We start from the raw sequence: 5,556 nt of genomic DNA, 5'->3' as shown, positions 1-5,556 counted from the left end.
TCGTTGATCATGAAACGTTCTTCATCGTTTAACGTGCCACGACGAACTTTCAAGTTGTGCAGTTCACCTTGGTTGTATTTGACCTCTCCTGGCTTAAGCACAAACGCTTCTTGCCATACATCGGCAGGGTTAAAGCCATTGTCCCAAGGTATTTTATGCTCCGGTTTGTCTGCAAGCAGAGGCTCCATGACGGGCAAACCCTCTTCCTGCCTCGTTGGCTCAGTTCTGTCTTTCTCAACCGACTCTTTTTGGGTGTTAAATCTCTCTTTTTCAGACCAAGACAAACCCAATTGATCATCCAGTGTACGTTTCCATTGGCGTTTGGCTATTTGATCTAAGCGTTCTAGCTGCTCTTCCGTCATAGATTCGCCGCCAAGGTTGCACTCAGCAACGAAGGCAAATTCTTCATCCAATTCTGACAAGCTTTGTTCGAGGATCTTAAGCTGCTCCTCTTGAAGCGCTCCGTTCGCTATAGCTTTCCAGTAATCGGTTTCCGCTTGCTGTTTCAACAGCTCAAAACGCATCCGCACTTCGTGGATTCGGTCGTAAATGGTTTCAAGTTTTGTCGCTTTGTCTACGACATACTCAGGTGTGGTTACCTTGCCGCAGTCATGAAGCCAAGCGGCGAGCATTAACTCTTCCCACTGTTTACTATCCAATGAGAATTGCGGGTAATAACGGTCATCATCAATGGTTGCTTGAGTCAGCCATTTGGTCAGTTCAGGCACGCGTTGGCAGTGCCCGCCCGTGTAAGGTGATTTGGTATCAATCGCTGATGCAATCAACTCGATAAAGGCATTCAGCATGTCTTTCTGTTGCTGCATTTGGTCAATGTTATCTTTGGCTATTTCCGCAAAGCTGAGCAGTTCTCGTAAGAAGGCGTGCTTGTCTGCCTGCATCTTGGTAATCGGTCTTTCATAGCCAATTGCGACGATACCCACCAACAACTTCTCACGGTTTAATAGTGGGAACAGGTACAGATCTGAATTGAAGATCGAATCTTGGTAATAGTTGAGAACATTGTCTTCTCGGTTTAAGTGGATGGTTTCTCCGGATTTAAGCTGGCACAGCAACCAAGGGGTGTGCTTGATGAAGTCATTAATGTCGGCCTTAAAGGGAAGAATGGCGAGGTTCGCGGCCGTATCAAACACATCTTTCTCTTTTGATTGAGTGAAGAGGACGATGGTTTCTGCTTTGGTAATTAAATAGCTTTGATGAGCAATATTTTTGGCTAATATCGAAAACTCCTGATTACCTGCCGTGTCTCGAAGTAGCGTAATAAGATCATGAAGTGTGTGTTCCATCAGCTCAATTGAGTGGGCGAGGTTAGCCACTTCTTGAATCATGCTTTTGGGATAATGAGTTCGCCTGAAGTCAAATCGTGCGATGTTGTCGGTGAGTTGCATCAGCGTATTAAGCGGCTGAGACAAACGATTGGCGACAAACCATACGATAGCGAAGCAGATGAACAACATCCCAATCGCGACGGCGACTTGCTTGTCACGCATCGAGATAAGATCAGAGAGCAACTCATTGTGTGGCGTAGCCTCTGCCAAATATAAAGTGACATCCTGAGTGAGCTCAACAGGAGTTAGCGTTAATGCCCAAGTGTTTAAGTTGTACTCAACGTTTTTTAGGTTGAGGCTTAATTTCTCCTCGTCGGAGATAAGTGGTGCTATGACGGATGCTTTCAATGCTTCCATCTGTTCACGCTTAGGCACATTAAAGAAGCTTTGGTCTTGCTCACTACCAGAGAGTTTCCCTGTCGTTTGGTTATTCGTTTTCTCAGTTTTACTTGTGTCGTTAGGCTGGGAGGTAAGCTTGGGAATCGATAGATCAAGTTGATGTTGGCCGAGAAGATTGAAATGTTGATCGAACAGAGCGAGTCGGGTTTGTGGAGAGTAGGCCAATTCACTGATCTGGGAAGAGAGAGATTTCAACGTGAAGTCGGCACCAACGACATGCTTGCCATCCAAAGAACGTCTAGAAAGCGTGATGCCATTGGTTTGCAGGAAATAGAACAGGTAGGGCTCAGAGAGTTGTATTGAGCCGTCAGGCTTTGCGTTACGAAACCAAGGTCGAGTCGTGGGGTTGAACTTACTCTCGGCTTGTCGGGTACTGATCACTTGGTGTGCGCCATCGAGAAAGGTAATAAAGTTTTCACCATCTAGATTGGTGCTGCTGACCATCATGGTAGCTTTGGCGGGAGCGTTGTTGTCGGCTCTCTGTTTATTGGTGCTTAGTGGACGAAAGATTCTAAAGTCACCATCTTCAGAACCATAAAATAGAGCGACCAAATTGGTGTTTTGTTTGAAGATGATATCGACCGAAGCAAGCCAAGAGTCTTTTTCGACAGCGGAAGTTTGATGAGCAACAAACGGGCTCACCGCCATCACATTTAAGGTTGTGATGACAGGGGCAATGGCTTGTTTAAATACTGATTCCAGCTTGTCGCGATGCTCATTACTGATCTCGCGCACTGTGCCTAACAGCAGCTCTTGGGAGTGCCGATAACTTATCGAAATCAATACCGCACCGACAAGTGTTGTCAAAATTAGGAAAAGGCTAGTGATGTGGATACTCAGCGGATATCGTCTTCTTCTCATCTAACACTCCAGTTTGTAGACTGGTTTAAGTATTGACGAACTTGGGTAGGTTGCAAAAAATTGGCGTAATTACCGAGTATGATCGATTTTACTTAGATAAGAAAAGCGTTAGCGTCTTCTGGTAGCCACGTATTCCCGTGTCGTGTAAATGAACACCTAATAAACCTTTATGTTTGGGTGCTAATTGTCACTTTCAACTGATAAACTGGTCGAATTGTTGCTATTAAGCACTCATTTCTTAAGCACGTTTTTTGACCGAGCGAAGAGGGCATTGATTCATGGAACTAAAAGTAGACACCCACACCCACACATACGCAAGTGGTCATGCTTACAGCACGTTGATCGAGAATGCAAAATCGGCAAAACAAAACGGTTTAGCTATGTTTTGTACGACCGACCATTCCGAGTCTATGCCGGGCGCGCCACACTATTGGTTCTTCAGTAACCAACGTGTGCTCCCTCGTTTTATTGAAGATGTCGCTATTATTCGAGGTGTCGAGTCAAACATCATGAACACACAGGGTGAAATCGACATTCATCCGAGTGTGGATAAGAATCTAGATTGGGTGATTGCCAGCTTCCACGAGCCCGTTTTTCGCCCGTCGGATGTTGCTACTCATACAGAAGCATTGTTGAATGTGATTAAAGGCGGTCGTGTTGATGCACTTGGTCATTTAGGCAACCCAAATTTTGATTTCGATTTTGAAGTTGTGATTCAATGTGCGGCGGAACATAACGTAGCAATCGAAATTAATAACACCACGCTTAAAGGCAATAGCCGCGTTGGCAGTGTTGATCGTTGTTACGAGATCGCAAGAATTGCTAAAGCGAAAGGTGCGTTTATTACGACAGGTAGCGATGCGCATTTCTGCATAGATGTGGGTGGATTGGATCTCGTGTCTTCACTACTTGGTGAGGTGGGCGTGGATTCGAGTAAAGTGATTACCCATTCACCACAGCAATTCCTAGCCTTTTTGGTATTACGTGGTCGTCAATCGATTGCCGAGTTTTCGGTATTTGAGTGATGGTTTGTCCGGTACTTTATACTTTTTAGTCATTGGTTAGCTAGCTAGTTTGCATTTCGACACAATCAATTTTTGTGCCCGACGGATTTTTGTATACACTAACCGAAAATAATAAAGTCGAAGTGCCACAGTACAATAATGATGGCTCTAACTTCAAAGACACCGCTTCACTTGGAGAAATAATGAAAACTCGCTCAATCCTTTTATCTGGCTTAATCGCTGCTTCAGTATTGTCTGGCAACGCATTTGCTAATGTTGACCTTAAGAAAAACATGCAAGAAATGAAGCTTGCGTTCAAACAAGCGGCAGAAGCTCAAAGCATTGAAGAGATGCAAAAGCCTATCGTTCGTTTAGATACGCTAGTGGCAGAGCTCAAAACGGGTGTTTACCCAATAGAGAAAGAAGATAACTTCATGGAAGGTTTCAAAAAGATCAGTGCATCATTGGATAGCATTGAGCAGAAGCTAGACCAAGGTGACTTAGAGTCGGCACAGCAGGAACTTCGTACTATTGACGGCCTTCGTGAAGAGTACCATGAGAAGCGTAATCCAAGCATTTGGAGCAAGATCTTCGGTTAATTTTCTAATCAATTGAGTTTGCTAGATACGTAACAAAGAGCAAAACCTCAAGATTCGATTTCTAAAACGCTGTCTTACATTACCCTCTTTAGGGGAAGGTGTAAGGCGGCGTTTTTTATTGTCGTTTCTCTAAACAGTTTACTGCTATTTTTCTAGACATTTTACTGCTAATAGACGCGTAACATTCTTTTGGCTCTTTGGTTGTAACCAGTTTTTAACTAAAAAGAGTGTGCGTTAGCTTCAATTTTTTAACTTGCTGTTAATCTTTACGTTTACCTATATTCCAAGTCCCTCATAATAAGGGAAATTTATAAAGATTTGGAATAATGCGCCGAACCTCGTTCAACTTCTCCATGTTACTTGCTACAGCATTAAGCTGGGTGCTGGTGACATTAATGCCTGTTATCAATGCTCATGGTAATAGTGCGGGAGTATGGGCGTCGTTATGTACGGTCAATGGCTTTGAACTGGTTCAAATTGAAGAAGGTGAACCTAATACTCATAAAGGAAAGCCGTGTCCCTTTAGCCATTTTTCCACGTTTCACCAAGATGAACTTCCAACTACACTACTGACAACTCGACTGAGTTCTATTGTCTCAGACAGCTACGCTTTTTTGGCTCTAAGCGAACGCTATATGAGGCAAGCCCCGCGCGGCCCTCCCTTTGTTACTGCTTAAACCTAACCCACTAAAATAATTAAAAAATAAAGTATTAAGTAAAGTTAAACATGCTCAAATTACTTTCTGATCTTTCAGAAGGTATGTTTGCGTGTGTCAAAGGAAATAATAATGTTGAGAAATGAATCTCAAACCCCTGCGAAAGCACAAGCAACTTCGCAGTCTAAAAGCAGTGCAACAACTGGTTCGAAAACCAATATAAAAAGCAAAGACCGCAATAAAACTCTCTACTTCCTCACTTGGCGCTGGCACTTCTATGCTGGGCTATTCGTTATCCCATTTATGTTGATGTTGAGTATTACTGGTTTGGTGATGCTGTTTGACGATGAAATCGAACTTGCTTTCCATCAAGACGCGATTGAAATTGTTGCATCGGGCGAACCGATCAAGGTGTCACAACAATTAGCTGCCGTACAAAATCACTACCCACAAGGTACGGTGACACAGTTTGTACCGAGCAAAGTCCCTGATCTTGCGAACCGATTTTCTGTATCACTTGAAGATGGCACTTCCGTTTTCGCCACGGTGAATCAATACACTGGCGAAGTGGTAGGAGAAATCCCCCGCAGCGATAGCCTGTATCAGCTAGCGAATGACATTCACGGCACTTTGTTGATTGGTGATTGGGGTGATTATCTAATTGAAGTCGCAATAAGCTTGTCTATTCTGT

At 43.8% G+C, this 5,556-nt stretch carries 5 protein-coding genes; 4 read left to right on the top strand and 1 reads right to left on the bottom strand.

Going from position 1 to position 5,556, the window contains the following annotated elements:
• Window positions 1-2,606: metal-dependent phosphohydrolase (locus tag AB4653_RS21325; RefSeq protein ID WP_372105278.1), on the bottom strand; the 2,606-nt coding region annotated here is incomplete at its 3' end.
• Window positions 2,607-2,884: 278 nt separating this feature from the next.
• Here AB4653_RS21325 and AB4653_RS21320 point away from each other — a divergent pair.
• The 4 genes from AB4653_RS21320 to AB4653_RS21305 all read left to right on the top strand — a co-directional run.
• The gene (locus AB4653_RS21320) at window positions 2,885-3,631 is read left to right on the top strand and encodes a phosphatase (protein ID WP_009845603.1); all 747 of its coding nucleotides are present in this window, start codon (window positions 2,885-2,887) and stop codon (window positions 3,629-3,631) included.
• A gap of 182 nt (window positions 3,632-3,813) precedes the next feature.
• Window positions 3,814-4,209: a cytochrome b562 gene (locus AB4653_RS21315; protein WP_012600383.1), complete on the top strand. Its 396-nt coding sequence runs from the start codon at window positions 3,814-3,816 to the stop codon at window positions 4,207-4,209.
• Between the two features lie 326 nt (window positions 4,210-4,535).
• Window positions 4,536-4,886, top strand: coding sequence for a hypothetical protein (locus AB4653_RS21310; RefSeq protein ID WP_009845601.1), 351 nt, complete (start codon window positions 4,536-4,538; stop codon window positions 4,884-4,886).
• A 111-nt stretch (window positions 4,887-4,997) separates the two neighbouring features.
• Window positions 4,998-5,556 (top strand): PepSY-associated TM helix domain-containing protein (locus tag AB4653_RS21305; protein WP_372105276.1); only part of this gene is annotated, 559 nt, incomplete at its 3' end.

The organism is Vibrio sp. 10N.222.48.A3 (genome assembly GCF_041475345.1).
Classification (GTDB): Bacteria; Pseudomonadota; Gammaproteobacteria; order Enterobacterales; family Vibrionaceae; genus Vibrio; species Vibrio tasmaniensis_A.
This window is presented reverse-complemented; position numbering and strand designations above follow the sequence as displayed.